The sequence below is a fragment of the Halogranum amylolyticum genome (assembly GCF_900110465.1).
Lineage (GTDB): Archaea > Halobacteriota > Halobacteria > Halobacteriales > Haloferacaceae > Halogranum > Halogranum amylolyticum.
The window spans coordinates 1-16,393 of sequence record NZ_FODV01000017.1 but is presented as its reverse complement, the minus strand read 5'-3'; the positions used below and the strand labels follow the sequence as shown (position 1 = coordinate 16,393).

The 16,393-nt window shown below is 56.6% G+C and carries 16 protein-coding genes and 3 pseudogenes; 10 read left to right on the top strand and 9 right to left on the bottom strand.

Features of this window, described 5'->3' with window-relative positions; genetic code table 11:
• The first annotated feature begins 32 nt into the window (after positions 1 to 32).
• Entirely contained in the window at positions 33 to 305 is a 273-nt protein-coding gene (locus tag BSG17_RS19925) for a DUF7967 family protein (RefSeq protein ID WP_089827170.1), read from the top strand.
• Positions 306 to 546: 241 nt separating this feature from the next.
• On the opposite strand, the gene BSG17_RS19920 is transcribed toward BSG17_RS19925, so the two are convergent.
• From BSG17_RS19920 to BSG17_RS19910, 3 genes are all read right to left on the bottom strand, one after another.
• A complete protein-coding gene (locus BSG17_RS19920; RefSeq protein ID WP_089827169.1) occupies positions 547 to 1,668 on the bottom strand; it encodes an MBL fold metallo-hydrolase in 1,122 nt (373 codons plus the stop codon).
• Positions 1,669 to 1,759: 91 nt separating this feature from the next.
• Positions 1,760 to 2,068: a DUF411 domain-containing protein gene (locus BSG17_RS27985; protein ID WP_244531627.1), complete on the bottom strand. Its 309-nt coding sequence runs from the start codon at positions 2,066 to 2,068 to the stop codon at positions 1,760 to 1,762.
• Between the two features lie 596 nt (positions 2,069 to 2,664).
• Positions 2,665 to 3,444 carry a DUF4396 domain-containing protein gene (locus BSG17_RS19910; protein ID WP_089827167.1) on the bottom strand — a complete coding sequence of 260 codons (780 nt, stop codon included), beginning with the start codon at positions 3,442 to 3,444 and terminating at the stop codon, positions 2,665 to 2,667.
• 829 nt (positions 3,445 to 4,273) lie between these two features.
• On the opposite strand from BSG17_RS19910, the gene BSG17_RS19905 reads away from it, so the two are divergent.
• The gene (locus BSG17_RS19905) at positions 4,274 to 5,704 is read left to right on the top strand and encodes a multicopper oxidase family protein (RefSeq protein ID WP_089827166.1); all 1,431 of its coding nucleotides are present in this window, start codon (positions 4,274 to 4,276) and stop codon (positions 5,702 to 5,704) included.
• A 45-nt stretch (positions 5,705 to 5,749) separates the two neighbouring features.
• Here the strand turns inward: BSG17_RS19905 and BSG17_RS19900 are convergent.
• Together BSG17_RS19900 and BSG17_RS19895 are read right to left on the bottom strand one after the other, a co-directional pair.
• A pseudogene (locus BSG17_RS19900) lies at positions 5,750 to 6,685 on the bottom strand (RNA-guided endonuclease InsQ/TnpB family protein); the annotation flags it as partial.
• 126 nt (positions 6,686 to 6,811) lie between these two features.
• Positions 6,812 to 7,168, bottom strand: coding sequence for a four-helix bundle copper-binding protein (locus BSG17_RS19895; RefSeq protein ID WP_089827165.1), 357 nt, complete (start codon positions 7,166 to 7,168; stop codon positions 6,812 to 6,814).
• Between the two features lie 538 nt (positions 7,169 to 7,706).
• On the opposite strand from BSG17_RS19895, the gene BSG17_RS19890 reads away from it, so the two are divergent.
• On the top strand, positions 7,707 to 8,360 hold the full coding sequence (locus BSG17_RS19890; protein WP_280141201.1) for a MaoC/PaaZ C-terminal domain-containing protein: 654 nt from the start codon (positions 7,707 to 7,709) through the stop codon (positions 8,358 to 8,360).
• Positions 8,361 to 8,851: 491 nt separating this feature from the next.
• On the opposite strand, the gene BSG17_RS19885 is transcribed toward BSG17_RS19890, so the two are convergent.
• Together BSG17_RS19885 and BSG17_RS19880 are read right to left on the bottom strand one after the other, a co-directional pair.
• Positions 8,852 to 9,457: a hypothetical protein gene (locus BSG17_RS19885; RefSeq protein ID WP_139246724.1), complete on the bottom strand. Its 606-nt coding sequence runs from the start codon at positions 9,455 to 9,457 to the stop codon at positions 8,852 to 8,854.
• Positions 9,454 to 9,822 carry an SHOCT domain-containing protein gene (locus BSG17_RS19880; protein ID WP_089827220.1) on the bottom strand — a complete coding sequence of 123 codons (369 nt, stop codon included), beginning with the start codon at positions 9,820 to 9,822 and terminating at the stop codon, positions 9,454 to 9,456. Before BSG17_RS19880 ends, BSG17_RS19885 begins: the two co-directional genes overlap by 4 nt.
• A 127-nt stretch (positions 9,823 to 9,949) precedes the next feature.
• Between BSG17_RS19880 and BSG17_RS19875 the strand changes: the two genes are divergently transcribed.
• The 7 genes and pseudogenes from BSG17_RS19875 to BSG17_RS19845 form a co-directional block, all read left to right on the top strand.
• Positions 9,950 to 10,429: a hypothetical protein gene (locus BSG17_RS19875; protein WP_089827163.1), complete on the top strand. Its 480-nt coding sequence runs from the start codon at positions 9,950 to 9,952 to the stop codon at positions 10,427 to 10,429.
• Positions 10,429 to 10,728: a hypothetical protein gene (locus BSG17_RS19870; RefSeq protein ID WP_089827162.1), complete on the top strand. Its 300-nt coding sequence runs from the start codon at positions 10,429 to 10,431 to the stop codon at positions 10,726 to 10,728. Before BSG17_RS19875 ends, BSG17_RS19870 begins: the two co-directional genes overlap by 1 nt.
• 325 nt (positions 10,729 to 11,053) lie before the next feature.
• Positions 11,054 to 11,782, top strand: a pseudogene (locus BSG17_RS19865) (RNA-guided endonuclease InsQ/TnpB family protein); the annotation flags it as partial.
• Positions 11,758 to 12,252, top strand: a complete 495-nt coding sequence (locus BSG17_RS19860; RefSeq protein ID WP_342028355.1) for a DUF6796 family protein — start codon at positions 11,758 to 11,760, stop codon at positions 12,250 to 12,252. The pseudogene BSG17_RS19865 and the gene BSG17_RS19860, both read left to right, overlap by 25 nt.
• Positions 12,253 to 12,371: 119 nt before the next feature.
• Positions 12,372 to 12,905 carry an SRPBCC family protein gene (locus BSG17_RS19855; RefSeq protein ID WP_089827160.1) on the top strand — a complete coding sequence of 178 codons (534 nt, stop codon included), beginning with the start codon at positions 12,372 to 12,374 and terminating at the stop codon, positions 12,903 to 12,905.
• 23 nt (positions 12,906 to 12,928) lie between these two features.
• Positions 12,929 to 13,837, top strand: a complete 909-nt coding sequence (locus BSG17_RS19850; RefSeq protein ID WP_089827159.1) for a universal stress protein — start codon at positions 12,929 to 12,931, stop codon at positions 13,835 to 13,837.
• Between the two features lie 62 nt (positions 13,838 to 13,899).
• Positions 13,900 to 14,366: pseudogene (locus BSG17_RS19845) on the top strand (aconitase family protein); the annotation flags it as partial.
• A 214-nt stretch (positions 14,367 to 14,580) separates the two neighbouring features.
• Here the strand turns inward: BSG17_RS19845 and BSG17_RS19840 are convergent.
• Both BSG17_RS19840 and BSG17_RS19835 read right to left on the bottom strand, forming a co-directional pair.
• Positions 14,581 to 15,870 carry a lysylphosphatidylglycerol synthase transmembrane domain-containing protein gene (locus tag BSG17_RS19840; protein ID WP_170864887.1) on the bottom strand — a complete coding sequence of 430 codons (1,290 nt, stop codon included), beginning with the start codon at positions 15,868 to 15,870 and terminating at the stop codon, positions 14,581 to 14,583.
• Between the two features lie 77 nt (positions 15,871 to 15,947).
• A partial coding sequence (locus tag BSG17_RS19835; RefSeq protein WP_139246723.1) for an HAD-IC family P-type ATPase occupies positions 15,948 to 16,393 on the bottom strand: 446 nt, incomplete at its 5' end.

Genomic DNA, 16,393 nt, shown 5'->3' with positions numbered 1-16,393 from the left:
GACCTAACATCGTGGTATCCGTCTCTCTGTATATGACAGCCGAAACTGACGACGTTCGCGTATGGCTCGTTGAGCGGGGGTATAACAACCGAGATCTCATCATCCTCAAGTACGCAACCCCGGACGGGAAACGGCTCTTTCGGCGAGAGCTCGCCGCACAGGCAGTCGACATGGATACGGTGACTGCTGCAAAGGACGTCCCACCCGCCGATCTCGAGCCCGTCGACGAAGAGGACATCCAAGAACGATACGAAGCAGAAGTCGCACGAATGACCACCGAGCACGATCCGGATGACTCGGTTTGAGTCGGGGAAATAGCGTTTCCGTGTGAGTAGGAAACACTACGATATGAGCTTGCCCGAGATTCGACACTCAAAAACAATCAATAATGCACCTAATTAACAATACTGTTGGGTGTTTTTTGTGTAGTATTTCGCCATTCGTCCACGGATAGATCAGCAGTTAGTGTTCAAATTAGGTGCGGGAAATACGAACAGAAGTAGATATGGATCTAAGGCCTTCTCTTAGAGATCGAGACTTACCGCGTCAGTTTGCGGCGCAGTTGTTGGGCCCGAGCTCAAGTTCTTCGGCGTTCCCACTAGGCTGTTCTTCGCCCCAGTTGATCTGTTTAATCTCGTTGTAATTGGCAGGTTCGTCAGAGAGGCTCTCGACAATGGTCTCGACGAACGCGTCTTCGTCACCCTCTTCGACATAGCTTAGGAGTTCGTTGGTTGTCTCGTCTAGGAGCTCGTCGAGTTCGGTCGCCAGTGGACGGACCTCCTCGTCGTTGAAGTGGCCCGGGAGTACGACCGTGTCGTCGGGAAGGTCGGTGAGTCGGTCGAGGCTCTCGAAGAGTCGACTCGCGGCCGTACGGATGGCGTCTTCCGAGCCGTCTTCGAGATCGGGGCGACCGACACTGCGGAGGAAGAGCGTATCCCCTGAGAGCAGTACGTCGCCGTACTCGTAGGACACGCTCCCCGGTGTGTGGCCGGGAGTGTGGTGAACGTCGAGGTCACGGTCACCGACGGAAATCGTCTCGCTGTCTGCCATCTCGGTGACGAACTCGAGGGCACCTGCATCCTCCTCGTGCAGATAGTACGGGACGTCGAGCTCACCGGCGAGTTTGCGAGCACCCGAGATGTGGTCGGCGTGTGCGTGGGTGTCTGCGATACCGACGATCTCGAGGTCCCGTTCGTCGGCCGCGTTCAGATACCGATCCATGTACTGGCTCGGGTCAACGACGACCGCCTCGTCGTCGTCGTGGACGAGATAGGAGATACATCCCGTCCCAGGGCGGACGATTTGGACGACACCATCGGCCGCTTCGATCTCGTAGGTCTGATGGACACGGCCCCAGCCGTCCATCCCATTGTCGATGGAGGCCGCATCGAAGCCGTGGTCACGGAGGAAACTCGCAGCACGTGTCGAGGTGATCCCAGCGACACAGACGACGACGATCTCTTCGTCTTCCGGTAAGTCTTCGAGCTGCTCCTCTAACGTCGAGAAGTCGTGATCGAGGAGTTCGTCGTAGATCGGGAGGTTCGTACTGCCCTGAATATGCCACTCCTCGTAGTCTCCTTCGTTCCGGACGTCGAGGATAAATGGATCCTCGTCGTTCTTGTGGACGCTTCGAGCGACCGCCGACGGGTCGACATCAGTATTGCCCATTCCACTCAACACTACTCGCTTGAGACCATTAAGTTGTGTGGCCAGACTTCAGAATCGACAGTATCGAAAGTAGAAGTTGCCAAGGACTCGATCAGAGCTCGACGTACGTCTCTCGGGCTTGTTCCCCACCGATCGCGTAGACGGTCCATGGTCCCTGTTTCGTCCCACCCATCCCAGGCGTTCCGGCTGGCATCCCTGGAAGTGCGACGCCATCGATCGACGGGGTCTCTGTGAGGAGCCTCCCGATTACCTGTACCGGGACATGTCCTTCGACGACGTAGTCCTCCAAGACGAGCGTGTGACAGCTACGCAGGTCTTCGGGGACGCCGTACTTTTCTTTGACACGAACGATGTCCTCGGGGACTGTCTCAGCTAGCTCCCCGTCGATATTGTCACGCAAGTACGACGCGTACTGCTTACAGCATCCGCACCCAGGTGCGTTGTACTGCTGAGCATTCGCGATTGCCGCGTTCTCTTCGAGATCCCAGCTACGCGTATTGGACGACCCGAGGCAACCTGCAACGCCGAACACTCCAGCAGTTGCCAACGTACGGACAGCAGTTCGCCGTGTAAATGGCATCGACTGCACAATCCTGGCGAGAGATTAAAACACCTGTTACTTGTTGGAGCTTGTTAGGGGAAGTCTCTTTGTTCTTGACCTTTCTCTTCGAAGCTCGCTTTATAAGCGTCGTACTTTGTTTTCTGGTACTGCTTTTCAGGGTTCAGGCGCGTGGTTCGAGGGTTTTCTGAGCGATGTTCCGCTTGTTTTGTGAATACTCAGCTTCAATCCTCCGCTTGACTCTCGCTCCAACCCGCAGAATATACACTCGTGTTACACCACTACTGATGTAATCCAATAGCCGCAACGTTTGAAGCCTGCTCGAGAAAGTGAGTAAGTAGGCTTCGATTATCGAGAGAACACTGATCATCCAGCGGCGTCGTACATCTTCGAAGGCGACATCGCACATCCTTCACCGCACTTCGCTTCGAGAATGGTTAGTCACCTGATGCACTCTGTGACCCCATCTTCGCAGGGTTGCTCATGCCTTCTTTCACACCGAAGTGGACGAGCGCGACGTTGACTGGCCATGCGACGAGGAAGCCGATAGACAGCGAGAACGCAAGTGCAGACCAGAACAGTAGATCACCCATGTGTGCCTCGGCAGCAAGCAAGAGGTCGGTTCCAATGGCGAAGATCTCCATTATCGTGATTGAGGGCGTCTCACTCAGGAGTGCGTCCCATGTCGCTTCTTTAAAACTTACCCCATCCTGCATGAGTGGACCGATTGTCAACGCGTAGCCGAAGAGGTACGCGAACCCGAAGGTAATCGCCGCGACCCACCCGACAGTGAGCGCAAGGATACCCTGGGCGAGCGTAATACCGACGACTTCACCGGCGCCACAACCGGAGTAGCAGTGTGCAGTCGACCGAAAACCACGTCGCCATAGCGAGTCGTGGGAGATCTGCGTCCGGCCCGAGTACCAGTAGATCGCCAATCCGAACGGACCGGAGTACAGGACGACGAGCGTCCAGACCCCCTGCATCAGCGATGCGATCGCTTGGTTGTTCTTCCGGAGATCCCACCAGAGAACGCTGACCGAGACGAGGACGAGTACGACCCAGATTCCGACCACGGTCGGACTCGAGAGGATCGGCCTGATGACTTCTCGTGCCGGGGCGAACGCGTGTTCGATCTGTTTGGCGATGCCGGACAGCCAGCCACCGGACGCTAACGGGACTGCTGCCTCGGTTGCAAGCGACTGCTGGACAGGCATACTCGTCTTCGCCTACGGATGGCTCTTTTACGTGAGTTGTGGCCGATTGCAAAGGACGCGTATAGTTCACCAAGAGAGGTGTCGCGTTGTGGCACAGATCTGAGGATAGTGACAATGAGTACCTACCGAAGGAATTCGGTTGGGTGAGGGGACTTACAGACCATTCAGCAGTCGATTCGACTTCGTCTTGATACTGTTCTGTCTGCTGTATCCGTTGATACAGATCGCCCGGAGACTCGAGTTCCGAGAGAGTAATAGCTGATTGATAGAGATGACCACGGTGATGAGTGTCAGATTCCCTCCGATTAGCGAGCTAAAGAGGAAGTTCATCGGATTCGATAGCTGCGGTGAGAGAACCCCCAATAAACGATAAGAGCATTAGCACTGAAAATATCGACAAGAGGAATATTCTAACAGTCGTCAGTCTGTTCCCCGCGAGAAGAAACCAGCGAAAGAACGCCTCTCGCGAGCGAGTCCGTTGAGCCGTGTCCGATGAACGGTTCATCCTGCTGTCCATACTCGACAGGCTAATCGCGGGCCTCACAGGATGCTTGTGTCGAATAGTGGGACGAAAGTCCAAAAATACATCCGCTGTCAACTACTATCTCGAAATGATGACCCTTAGTAGCGAAAGACTAGCGACCTCCCCCGAGATGAATCCGTGCGTCACGATTCTCGACGGAGAGACCGGTTCTGATGAACGAACTAATACGTCTTGTTCGGTGGAAGAGTGTGGCAACAATATGACTTACTCGGCCACCACAACTCAACGAGTCCGCCATTCGGTGTCGACAGCTCCATCGAACCACTTCGGAACTTCGGTTCGATAATGAAGCCGAGTTTGACTCGACGGCAGGCGTTAGCCACCGGTGCGATTGGACTCGCTTCGATATCTGGATGTATTGGACTTCCGACGGTCGGTGATTCCAGTGGCTCAAGTCGTCCTGATAGTACTCCATTGCCTCCTGATTCGGCAGATAAGACGCAGACGATACGCGCGACAGCAGGTGAGTACAGCCCAACTGGGGAGTCACTACAGACGTGGCTGTACAACAGCCAAGTCCCCGGACCCGAGATTCGTGTCTCCGAGGGGTCACGCCTCCGCGTGGACGTAACGAATGATCTTCCCGACAGTGTAGAGACGACTGTCCACTGGCATGGTGTCCCAGTCCGAAATCCCGCTGATGGCGTCCCGGGCATCACACAAGACCCGATTACCACTGGTGAGACCTTCTCGTACGTCTTCGACGCGACACCGCCAGGAACGTACTTCTATCACAGCCACGTCGGGCTCCAACTCGAACGACAGCTACTCGGTCCTCTTGTCATCGAAGAAGAATCACCACACGTCGACTACGACCGTGACGTAATCGTGTTCTTCAACGACTATCTAACCACTGCTCCGAAACCCGAATCCGAGTGGCGCAACAGCGGCAGAGGTGGCTCTGGCGGCGGCATGGGCGGTATGGGTGGGGGGATGATGTCGACGTGGCGGCCCCCGTATGCCGGCCATCTAGTGAACGGACAGGGTCCGAATTCGCCTCCAGAGTTCACCGTTTCCGAGGGCGAACAGGTTCGATTCCGGTTCATCAACGCGAGTGGTGCGACGACGTACCGCGTCGGGATCGGTGGGCACACGATGCGTGTCTCACACGCCGACGGTCGACCAGTCGATCCCGTCGAAGTCGACTCTTTCGTCTTCGGGGCTGGCGAGCGATACGATGCAATCGTTACGGCAGATGAACCCGGAACGTGGGCCATCCACGGTATCCCTGTCGACGGAAACGAAGCACCAGCCCGTGCTGTCCTGCAGTACGACGGGACGGAGGCGAAGACGCCATCCGAGCCGACGTTCGACGGCCGTCGACTACAGTATGGTAACTTACAGGCGCGTGAATCGCTTGAGGCGTTCAGCGGCAGCCCCGACAAACGGTTCAACTTGACGCTGTCTACAGGATCCGAGGCCGGCTCGTGGGTCATCAACGGCCAACAGTTCCCTGACGCGGACTCGCTTCAGATTCAGGAGGGCGACCACGTCCGAGTGCAACTCAATAATCGGAGTGCGATGCTCCACCCGATGCACTTACACGGCCACTTCTTCCGCGTTGGAGACGCCCTGAAAGACACCGTCACCGTCCCCTCGCACATGGGCACTGTCACCTTCGACTTCGTCGCCGACAATCCCGGTGACTGGCTGTTCCACTGCCACAACGCCTACCATCTTGAGGGAGGGATGGCGCGCGTCTTCGAGTATCGTTGACATCCTCCCGCGGCTAAAGACGCGGGAATCCCGAGCGTTGGGATATTAAGGTTCGCAACCTGCCTGATCTCTCGGTGCGAAACGTCCCGAGGTTTGATTGAACAGGTAGGCTACTGGCCGTGCCAAACGACCGTTACTCATATCCCCGGTTGGGGGATTCTGAGTTATCTTTCTGCGAATGTTCACCGCACCATTCACGTCAGCGTTCATCGTCACACCGCACAACTCACAGACGTACAAGCCACGCTCCACACGATTCGCGTCTCGCTTCCGACCACAGCACGAACACGTCTTCGATGTGTCTCGCTCACTCTTGCGGTCAACAAGAATGCCGTCTTCCTGAGCCTTGTATTCGAGCAACGTGGTGAAACGGTCAAACTCCCACCCGTGGAGTTTCTTGTTTCCACCCCGACCCCAGTTCCGGGACTCGCCGTCCTCGTCCTCACGAATCCTGCTCAAGTCACCGATGGCGATACGACCAACCTCGTGGTCGATACACTGCTCAACGATGTGCTTGGCGAGTGCGTGCAGGAAGTGGTCTTTCCGACGAGACAACTTCTGTCGGGCACGAAGCACACGGCGCGACGGCCCGTTCTCTCCCTCGGTGTCGTACTCGTCACGGGTGAAGTAGTGCTTGTCTTGCTTGAGGGCGTTCCCCGGATACAACTGGGTGTCACCGTCGTCGTAAGCGATGGCGAGGTAGTTCTTGATACCGAGGTCGATACCTGCAGTGTTGTCGCCGGGCGCGTCCTCGACGGGAATCTCGACTTCGCAGACGAGGTGGAGTTGCCAGCGGTCGCCGTTCCAGACGGCTCGCACCTGCTGGATGTTCTCCACGGTAACGTCAGGTCGTGTCTCATACTCTGCGAGGATGAAGTCCGAGCGGTGGTTCTTCAGGTTGAATCCCTTGCTCAGACGGAGTTGGTTGTGCTTGGAATCGTGTTTGATGCCGTTCTGCTTCCACGTCACGGTGGAGCGTGGAATATCCAGCCATGGCATCGAACGTGGTTAATACAGGAGTTGTCGGATTCATCCGGCGGCTAAAGCCGCAGGTATTCTCCTTGATTCTGTATAACTGGAATAAATGGCAGCGCTTTGACTTCCACCTTACGCGGACATCATGCTGCGACAGGATTCGGCACAGTCGCGGAGGACGTCAGCACACGTCTGGCAGTGGTCGGCATCGTGCTGGTCGCACTCTTCGGCACACTCTTCGCAGGCACCGGCACAGACCTCGGCCAGTTCAGTGCTGTAGTTCGAGTTACGTGCCATGAAGCGTGCGTGGAGCGAGGCGACGTCTGCGACGTCTCGGCACAGGCGGATGCACTCGTCCATGCCCTCTTCGCCGATACACTCGTCGGCGCAGTACTCACACGCCTGTGCGGCCTGCAGGCAGTTCTCAATGCAGTCGCGCTGTTCGTCGTCGAGATGCTCGAGTTCGGAAACCGTGTCTGTCAGTGACATCGCATCTAAACCAACGGGCGGCTCCTTTTCCCCACTTGTGGCTTACAGCGTTCTGTCTCTCGCTTTCTCACTGAACGAATCCGCCCTGAAGGTCGCCATCAGTTAATGTTGTTCAGAGCCGATTCACGAAAGCTGCCATAACCGGTCTGGGGGAACGACAGAGTATACCCCCACTCGTGGGAACATTGGGCGACACCAATCTGTGGATTCTTCAGTTTCGGGTGGAAGATTCACAGCAGACCTACGGAACCAGCAGTGAGCAAGTAAACCTCACCACCAGCAGTCTCTAATCGAATTAGCTGATTACGAGAGCGAGACATCATTCGACGGTTCACGTCGACCTCGACCGCTCGATGCTAATCGAAGCGAATGCGACCCTACTCAAGAGATAAATTTGGGGGGAGTTGAGCGGTTCGCCTCCGTCAGAGTCACAAAGAGCGGCCTAGCTTGATACTACATCAACACGTAGAGTACTAGAACCCCGTTTGAGGTATAGCGAGAGTACCCCGAGACACCGATAACAACTCACGAGCCAACGATGCCAATTGACCCTGTTTGTGGTATGGAAATTCCGATGGATGAAGCTGAAGCGACGATCGAGCACGAAAACGAGACGTACTTCTTCTGTTCGACAGACTGTCAGTCACTGTTCACGGACGCACCACAGAGCTATATTGAGACACCGCACCCGCATCTGGTTGAGTCGGGTGGGATAGTCACATCTCGTCTCTCGTACGGTCGGGCGAAAGGAGAGTTTGACCTCTCGATTGAAAATCCTCGGTCCCTCGGTGAGGGGGACACCGTTCGCTTTTCGAAGACGATTACCGAGGACGATGTTCGGAAATTCGCTGAAGCGACGAGTGATACGAACGCCGTCCATCTTAACGACGCATTCGCCGAGAAGACGCGGTTCGGCCACCGTATCGTCCATGGGACGCTTGTCTCGGGGCTCGTCAGCGCTGCCCTTGCGTGTTTCCCCGGGCTCACGATCTATGTCTCGCAGCATCTCGAGTTCCGGCGTCCAGTCAGTAGCGGTGAGTCGCTGACGGCAGAGTGTAAAATCGTCGATGAACTCGAACACGATCGATATCAACTCACGACTCGCATTGAGAACGAAAACAGTGAACTGGTTCTCGATGGGACAGCAACGGTTTTGATTGATCCGCTACCCGAACGGCCAGAGTCACGATGACTCATACACCATTCACCGTCGCACTAAACATACAACGTCAGGTGCTGGAGCAGGCGACTGACACGCTCCAGAAAACGTCACTGCTTCCAGAGCGACTCGAGACTCTCGCATCTGTCGACGTAGGCTGTTGATTCGTCTGCCAACTGAGCGCACCGCCGACGAGGAGGACAGTTGTGATGAAAGGCCCGACAGCCGTGTCGGTACGACGTCGATTCATCTATCCCACCTCAATCTGGCGTGTTGATTGGTCATGTGGTTTCGTTGGTGAGACGACAGTGTACCAGTTTTGATTCCCGATGCATAACTCGACCCGAGACAGATACTCGATTGGATATCGGAATCCGGCAGTTAGCCTGCAACCACTACGCTGACCACGTTCACCGAGTCTGGTGGCACGGTCAGTGCAAGTCGCGTCGTCGAAACAGGAAGCCTCGCACTCAAGGAGTCTGCGTCAGCAGATGAGTAGGGTGGAGTAGTTCACTTACAGATATCTAGATAATGATAATTGCGCCGTCGAGTTGCATATACGGATGTCCATAGCCACACTCGGTGAGACAACTGAGCGTGTAATCATCACGCTGTCTTGCACCAACTTGTCGAACAACGGGGGCTGTTGCAGTATGAGAAAGCACAACGGGGTGAAGCATCATTCCACCACCCATCTGCATCTGTCCGGAGGGCATGATCGCAAGGCTGTGGTCGGGGAACCGCTCGTTTGCTTCCTCCAACAGTTCGTGAAAGTCACCATCAGAGGGGGGCGGGATTCGTTCCTTGTTACGCTCTTCAAGCGCTTCGTGATCAGGAATTGCCTCACGAATCGAGGAAGGAAGCGCTTGCACGGCTTGGCCCGAGAGGGTATTGAACGAGATGAGACGGAGGACAGCACCACGTTGCAAGACGACCTGTTCTTGCTCTTCACCGTTTTCATCGACGATGAGATAGCCCCAGTGGTACGCTCCGACGTAAACTGTCTTGTCGACGTCGTCGCCACTCGCAGGGGAAGTCCTAGAGGTACATCCTGCGAGACTCGTTATCCCGGCGCCGAGTGCCGTGAGGACGTCACGTCGGTGTACTGTCGGAGTCATCGGTGTGGTCACGGTGATTCGTCGCGGCTGAGTTTCGCACGGCGTTTCTCGAACTCTTCTTCAGATAGATCACCACGAGCGTACGCAATTCGGAGTTCTTCGAGTGCCGAGTCGGCAGTCAGAGACGTTCCAACGCGGCCAATGATGCCGCGATAGAAGAGATAGCCGATACCGACGAGCACAACGAGCCAAACGAGCATCATCCCAACGCCCCATAATGGTGAGAGGCCACCTGCCATTCCACCACCCCACCACCAACCCATCATCCCCATCATCGGCATCGCGAAGACCATCATCAACAGCGGGAACAAGACGATTACGGCGAGGACTATCAGGATGATACGCAGTAAGCCGTCCGACGTACGTTCGGTGGACATAGTGAGCCAAGTAACTTTATGACAGGTGTACATATAAATGCGATCACCAAGCCCCATATCCGTCGGCGTTGTTCATTCTGATGGACAAGAACACAACGCTATGCTTTGAGCGAACCAATATTTATGAATGCCACACCCAGGAATCGGCTTGCATGCCGTATTCGGAGAGATTTCTGCCGTTCTCTTTCTCTGGACGTTCGTCGAAGTGTATCGAGGCGTCGATCAAACGAATGTCGTCCGTGTGAGGCGTATCTCCCTCGTAGCACTGATTTCGCTCGCGTTGGCGTGGATCATTGGCGGCAATTACTATCTCACAGGCTATCAGCAAATCAAGGAACTCATCGTCGAGGGACCACAACCATGGAGTCATCTCGTCTTCATGGAGGCTAAAGAACACATCTTTCTCTTCTTGCCCGTCCTCGCTATTCTCCAGACGATAGCGCTACGAGCACACGACGAGATATCCGGGGACGCTCGATATGCTATACTCGTGATTACAGGCCTGTTGATTCTCGTCGCATTCCTCATGGCCGGAATGGGATATCTAATAACGAGTGGGTTCCGAGCAGCAACTGAACCAGCACTACTTCTTGGAGGTGGTCTCTGATGCCCACGAACTCACTGTTTCGGTACTACGTCGCGACGGTTGCTTCGATATGGTTCGTCACCGCCGTTACACTCGCGGCGGAGCTGTTCCCACCGTTCAAAGCCTTCATCGCAACTGTGTTCTTGCATCACTGGCTCGGCAAGAGTGTTCTGACACTCGTCGTGTTCGGCCTTGTCGTTGTAGCCACACCACAGCGTCGATGCGACGAGCAGCGGTGGGCAAACTACGTGCTCTTGAGTGTCATTGCAGGGGGTTTCCTTATTTTCGGGTACTTTTCATTTCACTATCTCACGACGTGAACAGCTTCGGGTCAAGTATTGAGAGACCGAGGGTCGGTCATCATCACGAAGGGCGCACTGCGGCACAAAACCTTTGTTTCGAAGTGCTTCCGAACTCGATATCCGAAATCGGTGTGCGACTCTCTACGATATTCGACAGAAGCCAGAGACATGCCAAGCACTTTCGATACTGAAGAGAAACCACGTTGAATCATCCTCGCGTATCTCTACACAGGAGCACAACTACCACCGAACAAAGTGCGTACGAGCTTGGAACCACTACCGAAACGATGCGTCTCGACCCACTGGCGCTTGCAGGTGCCGCCGCAGTTATCTCTGCAGCTGTGGTGCTCCTGTTGGGTCCCTCGACCTCTCGAACGAACGTGAGCAACGGACGCTCTCGCGGAAGCAACACGGGTTGAACAACTACGAGAAGCAACGGCGTCGAGTCGCGGAGTGTCACGCCGACCTCCGACGGAAGCGCCGCGACTTCTTGCACAATCTCTCGGCGTACTACGCTCGGGAGTACGACCTCGTGGCCGTTGAAGACTTGAACGTGAAGGGGATGATGGAATCGCCGTCGAACAGCCGCAACACAGCGTTGGCGGCGTGGAGGACGTTCCTCTCGTTACTTGAATACAAGTGCGAACGCGAAGGAACGCACTTCGTGGCGGTAAACCCGGTAGGGACGACCAAAGAGTGCGCGGCGTGCGGTGTCTCGACTGACAAACCGCTGTGGATACGTGAACACTCGTGCCCGTCGTGTAGCTTCACGGTAGATCGAGACTGGAACGCGGCGTGGATCATTCTTTCTCGCGGTATCAAGCAGTTAGGAGCGGGACGTTCCGAATCAACGTCCCCAGAAATCAAAGATTTCTGGTGTGCGAACGAATCGCGTCGCGATTCGTTAACGCCTGTGGAGACTGCGCTCCCTACGGGGACCACCTCGGTCCCTGCAAAGCGCGTCATCGAAGCAGGAAGCCCCATCACCAGAAGTCAGAGACTGCTGGTTAGCAGTCAGAACTCTTCGAGTTCTGACGACACCCTCAAGTGCGAGCCGAAAGGCGAGCGGTAGGGTGGGGTAGTTCACGCGTCTTTACATACGTCGCCGGGACCATGTTCCACAGTACGTTCGTGTTCATCACCTTTGGCGTACAGGCTGCCGACAGAGCTCCACCTGCAGCGAATCAGGCGTTACAGACGATGCTTACTCAATTCGTGCTCGTCTTCGAGCCGTTGGGGATGCTTCTCGTGGGTGTAATGGCCGTCGTCCTCGGGCTGATTTTTGTCGCAATTGCGTTCAGAGAGACCCACTACCCTCGTTGGTTCGCAGTCGCGAATCCATTCGTCATCCAAGCGGTGACCGGTGCTATCGCTTTCGCCGCTCCGGATACTCCTTGTCGTTACCGCATACAATTTCTCGCTACTGGTGTTCTACGGGATCTCAACGGTGTTACTGTGGAATCAGCAGCCACTCCGCCACTCGAACCCTCGAAACAAGACGATGTGACGGTATCGATTCTTCCCCTCATATCTCCTCGGTGAATCTTCACCGACGCGTGACCAACTTGCAATCAGAGAATAATCGGCGTCAATTCTTTCGAATCGAACCAGATACGGTGAAAGTCTTACAGGTCTTATTCTATTGCACAGAGGTAATTTCCATGTACGTCACGGACAAAGCGGAGATCGTCATCGATGCTCCTCCCGAGAAGGTTTGGGAGTATATGACCGACCCTGTCCACTGGACGGCGTCGAATCCCGAAGAACACTACGGACTCGAATACGACACGCCCGACAACCGCCCCCGTGAGGGGGCGACGTTCCACCAAGCCGAAGAGGTCGCCGGGATGTTCGCCGACCTGCACGGTCGCTTCCCCTACATCGACCACCCGAACGTGGCAGTCTGGACGGGAACCGCGTACTATCCGCTCTTTCGTGGACTCGTCACCGTTCGAATCCCGGAGGGCGGTACCATTCGACTCGACGAGACAGACGACGGCACTCGGATGTCACACACGGTCTGGATGGACTTCCCGAACAACCGCCGTGGACGTGCCCTGAAGCGGTTGTTCACGACCGTTCTTGACGGAAGGGCAAAGCTCTACGACCACACCAACAAGGAGCTGGTCTTCTTCAAGGAACGCATCGAGTCAGCTGGCCATGAACCGCCCAAATCGACGGAGGAGCGTGCGTAGTAACATCGGTCTCGAATTGAATCATGTACACCGATATTCTCATCCCAACCGATGGAAGCGACCACGTCGAACACGCAATCCAGTACGGTCTGAGTCTTGCTCGACGATACGATGCGACTGTTCACGCACTCCACGTCGTTGATAGTTCGCCGATCGAACGAAAACTCGAACTGACTGCTATCGAAACTGACCTGGCAACACTACCGGACACGTGGTACGATGCCGGCGATACCGCCACCCAGCAGATTGCAACTCAAGCCTCAGAATACGGCTTGGACGCGGTAACGGAGGTTCGCTGTGGCATCCCAGCGCGGGAGATCGCGTTCTACATTGCTGATGCTGGAATCGACCTCGTCTGTATGGGAACGCGAGGACATTCTGGACTCAACCGATTCCTGCTGGGGAGCGTCACGGTCAGAGTCGTCCGCACTGTTGACGTCCCTGTCCTCTGCGTCAAAACGAAGCCCACCGAGAAGCTGTCGGAATCCGAACTCTGTGAAGACTTCGAGAATATCCTCGTTCCGACCAACGGGAGCAAACAAGCACAGAACGCTGTCAGTTACGCTCTTGATTTAGCCCAGGTGTATGATGCGACACTCCATGCAATCTACGTCGTCGACGATAGACGCGCGTACGCCTCTCGTCCGGGCTGGACGTGGGACGAACTGAAACAGACCCTGGAGCAACACGGAGAGACTGTCCTGAAACCAGTTCAATCTCAAGCCACTACCGATGAAGTTGCAGTTGTCACGAAGATTCCGCACGGCGTTCCCCATCAGGCGATACTGGACTATTGCGATCAGCACGCGATCGACCTCGTCGTCATGGGTACACACGGTCGGTCGGGTCTTTCACGCCAGCTGATCGGGAGCGTGTCCGAACGAGTTCTCCGGAGCGCAAAGATTCCGATCCTGACAATTCGAGGAGAATAGCGAATATGTCACGACCCCTGCACGGGAGTACGGTTAAGAAACTCCTCACTATAGCATAAACAATGCCCACCTCCGGCCCATTCGATGTAATTCGCCAATTTGAATTCGACGGAACGTCCTACAAGATGGCAGATCTCACGGTCCTTGAAGAAGAGGGGCTGTACGAATAGACCAGTTACCGGTAAGCATCCACGTCCTTCTCGAGTCCGTCCTCTGAAACGTCGACGGCAACACAATCACGGCTGAGGACGTACGCAACGCCGCGTCGTGGGAGCCTGACGTTCCGGACTCGAACTCCTGTTCACACCCTCACGAGTCGTCCTACAGGACCTCACCGGTGTCCCCGCAGTGGTCGACCTCGCCGCCCTCCGCTCGACGGTCGACCGAAAGGGGAAGGGATCCGGCTATCGTCAAGCCGGAAGTCCCGTGTGACCTCGTGATTGACCACAGCGTGCAGGTGGATTTCTTCGGGTCCGAAGATGCCTACGAGCGTAACGTCGTAGAGTATGAACGAAATGGCGAACAGTATCTTCGGCGAGCTGGTTGACGTTCGGTGGTCATCCCTCTTGCAGTCGGAGCAGTTGGACCCGTGTCGTGGCCCCAACGAACTCGCCAGATGGTGCCATAGCACGCCGTCTATCGGGCGTGTATCCTCCTCCCCAACCTGTAAACGCATTCGTCTGGGCGAGTCGTCGGGGAGCCGCGTTCTCAGGTGGGCGTCAATGCAGCCGAGGTCAGGCGACTCAGCCCCGCGAGAGGCGATTGAGCAGTACCCACGTCAAGACGAAACTCACCACGACGACCGACGTATCCCGGATCACGTGGACGAGGATACTGTTCGGTTCGACGAGGATGTGGCTCCGGTGGAGCACGACGACGCTCAACACTGAGATAGAGACGGTGACCGCGAGCAGAATACGCGGTACCGTCGCACGTGAACCAGGAGTGAACCAGTCGTCGCTGTCGGAGGCGACCATACCATCGACGTCACTAGGTGCGTCCCGTGGGGGCTGCGTGCCTGCACTATGTTCGTTCCCCGTCACGACGAACCACCCGACTGCGAGTCCACCGACGAACGACGGGACCCAGAACGCGCTCGCTCGATAGAGGAGGGCGGCTGCCCCAGCGACAGGTGCGCCGACCGCCGTTGTCGAGACCAAGAGCGTCCCAAGCAGAGCCTCGGCGCTCCCGAACCCTCCGGGGGTCGGTGCGATGCCGGAGAGCTTCGCGAGTGGGATGACGAGAAGTACGACAGCCATTGGGGCGTCGAATCCGAGTACCGCGAGTGCGACCCAGAGTGTCGACGCCACTGCGAGGTGCCCGGCGATTCCCAGACTGAACACGACGGCGAGCCGTCCCGGATCCGACGCCAGCCGGTCGATGGCGGCGACAAACCGATGGCCCCGTCGTTCGAGTGCCTCCCGGCTAGGGGGCGTTGCGCCGGGGACGACGCGAGCCCCGATATGGACGAGCGGCGTGAGGACTGCGGCGGCCAGTTCGACGAGTCCGTCTCTGTACCACCACGCCACCACAAGGCTAAGCGCGAGCAGTACCGACAGGACGGTAACGAACACGGTGACGGTTCGCAGGTTCCCACTGACGGCAACGCGTGACTCTAGGTAACCCACACCGATCAGACCCAGGAACACCGCTGCGACCCTATTAAGGGCGTTCACACTCCCAATCGCAGCGATCCCGGTCTCGAAGTCAACCTCGACGGCCCGTTTGAACAGCACCGCCGCCAGCGGGTCACCACCGGCCTGTCCGAAGGGTGTCACCCCGTTCAGGAACCCCGCGGCAGAGAACAGCAGGAGCGACTCTGAGAATCTAACCGAGATTTTGAGGCGGTCAAAGACGAGATGCAGTCCGGCACCCCACACGAATAACGGGACGCCGCTGACTACCAGCAATGAGAGAAGCCGTCGAGGAGGAACCGTCCACAGCACCCGTCGGACGTCCTCGAAGCCAACGAGACTGAAGTAGCCGAACAATACGAGGGCGCCCAGTATCAGCCCCCCGACTGAGCGTAGCACACGGCGTCTATCGAGACAGACTTGGAACGGGGTCATGGGAACTGGGGGACGACCACGGTTCGACAAGACGAGCCGCGTTACCGACGGAACACTCCGAGCAGCCTATAGTCGTGATCCGGGGTGTACCGACGGAACAGTAGGCTGTTCGACAGCACCGACACACTGGAGAACGCCATGGCACCCGCCGCTAGCACTGGCTGGAGCAACCCAAGGGATGCCAGCGGAATCATCGCCGTATTGTAGCCGAGCGCCCAGACGAGGTTCTGCTTGATCTTCTGGAGTGTCGCGTCCGAGATGCGGATCGCCTTCACGACGTCGAGCGGATCATCGCGCATCAGCGTCACGTCGGCGGCTTCGATGGCGACGTCTGTACCTGATCCGATGGCAGTCCCGACGTATGCGACCGCGAGGGCGGGGGCGTCATTGACGCCGTCACCGACCATCATTGCTTTCCGGCCTTCGTCCTGGATAGATTCCACAGCGTCCGACTTGTCCTCGGGCAGGACCTCCGCACGGACATTCT